This is a genomic window from Polynucleobacter sp. 35-46-11 (genome assembly GCF_002281105.1).
In genome coordinates, this window is the sequence record NZ_NCFJ01000505.1 from 1 (window position 1) to 1824 (window position 1824).

3 protein-coding genes are annotated in these 1824 nt (G+C 46.0%); 1 reads left to right on the forward strand and 2 read right to left on the reverse strand.

Translation table 11 applies throughout. The annotated features are described in order from the left end of the window. Positions 1 to 743, forward strand: a 743-nt coding sequence (locus B7Y67_RS16935) for a DUF2863 family protein (protein WP_293599629.1), incomplete at its 5' end; no start/stop codon positions are given. 70 nt (positions 744 to 813) lie between these two features. On the opposite strand, the gene B7Y67_RS16940 is transcribed toward B7Y67_RS16935, so the two are convergent. Both B7Y67_RS16940 and B7Y67_RS16945 read right to left on the reverse strand, forming a co-directional pair. Further along, the gene (locus tag B7Y67_RS16940) at positions 814 to 1182 is read right to left on the reverse strand and encodes a hypothetical protein (protein ID WP_293599630.1); all 369 of its coding nucleotides are present in this window, start codon (positions 1180 to 1182) and stop codon (positions 814 to 816) included. 12 nt (positions 1183 to 1194) lie between these two features. Next, the coding region (locus tag B7Y67_RS16945; protein ID WP_293599631.1) for a malate dehydrogenase at positions 1195 to 1824 on the reverse strand (630 nt) is incomplete at its 5' end.

Below are 1824 nucleotides of genomic sequence, written 5' to 3' on the forward strand. Positions count from 1 at the left end.
CGACCGCCATGAACGCCCCTAGGCCGCAACGCCCGATCCCTAGCGGACGGTCGCCACGGGTGAAATTAGAGTTACGCGATATGTCGGAAACCATTGCGGTGCTTGCCGATCCGCGTTTCATTATTGCCGCCATTGCTGCTCCGAGCGGTATGCCGTTATTTCGTTGGCAAGCGGAAGCGCCTGTTCGACAAGAGCGGGGCGTGAGTCTCATCGGTTGGCAAAATGCCATGCATGATCCCATTGCCAATCTTTTGCCGGGTTGTGAATTTGAATTGCTATTACCAGAGGCCTACTTCACTAACTGTCGCCTCGCAGATAAACAAGTTAGACCCTTAAGTATTCGAGCGGCTGTCAATTTTTTAGAGAGCACTCTAGGAATTTTGCCTGCTGGACTATCTTGTGTTGTTGGCGCATTTGGTGAAGAGCAGGCTGATGAATATCGAATCTCATTTAGTCTCAAGGGATCATCGGAGGTGGTATACGGAGTTATTTGGCCTTTATACGATCGCGAGAGCGTAGCGAACGATGCATTAAATGATTTATCGGATGATGAAAGTCCGATGAAGAAGATTGCGGATGCTCTGCATGATGCTGGTGTTGAGGATATCTTCCGTCATGCCATGCTATTTGATCCAGAGCTGTGTGATGACTGTGGAGCACCTTTGTTTCCAGATCGTTCTGGTGAGGCCGTCCATGCAGAAATGCCTGACGACGCACCCACACAGCAACCACTCTTTCATTAAAAAAATAGTTGTACCAAAGAAAAAGCCGAGTATTCCTCGGCTTTTTTGATGCTGCAATAAAACGGTTGAACTAGTTTTGGACGAATGGCTCTGCATCCGCAAATAAATGCGGCAACTTACCAGTCTTCATTTCTGCTGTCTGGCAAAAATCCGCTAGACGAGTTCCTGACTTAATATTAAATAGCATTGCCTTATTACCGAGCACTACTAAATCATGTCCACTAGTAGTATTTTTGTAGCGCAAGCTACCAGGCAATGAATTTTCACGCTTGAGATCAAATGTTTTTGATTCCCAAGTCAGGCGCACCTTTTCAGTTGTTCCAGTCGTTTTAAATTGTTTGCTATCGCTACAAGTCCAAGTCGATACTTCTTCACTAGCATTGGCTGCGCCAATAAAGCCAGCAGCAATCATGCTGATGAGGAGAAGGGAATGCTTCATATTGGCAAGTCCTTAAGAAAGTAAATGCTTAACGCCTGCTTGTTCTTCAAGCAATTCGTTCAGTGTGTGATTCATACGCTCACGAGAGAACTCATCAATTTCTAAGCCCTCAACCATTTTGTATTCGCCATTTTCGCAAATCACTGGATAGCCATAAATGACTTCCGCTGGAATACCGTATTCACCCTTAGAAGGAATGCCCATGGTTACCCACTTACCATTCGTGCCTAGAACCCAGTCACGCATGTGATCGATAGCAGCATTAGCTGCAGATGCAGCAGAGGATAAGCCGCGAGCATCAATAATTGCTGCACCACGTTTACCAACGGTTGGAATGAAAACATCTTTATTCCAGACTGGATCATTGATGCTGTCTTTGACAGACTTGCCATCGATTGTTGCAAAGCGATAGTCTGGATACATGGTAGGGCTATGGTTACCCCAGACAACCAATTTTTCAATGTCAGCAACTGGCTTATTCAACTTGTTGGCAAGCTGAGACAGTGCGCGGTTGTGATCCAAGCGCAGCATTGCAGTAAAGTTTTTCGCAGGAATATCTGGAGCAGATTTCATGGCGATGTAAGCATTGGTGTTTGCTGGGTTTCCAACAACCAATACCTTGACTGTTTTCTTGGCGACAGC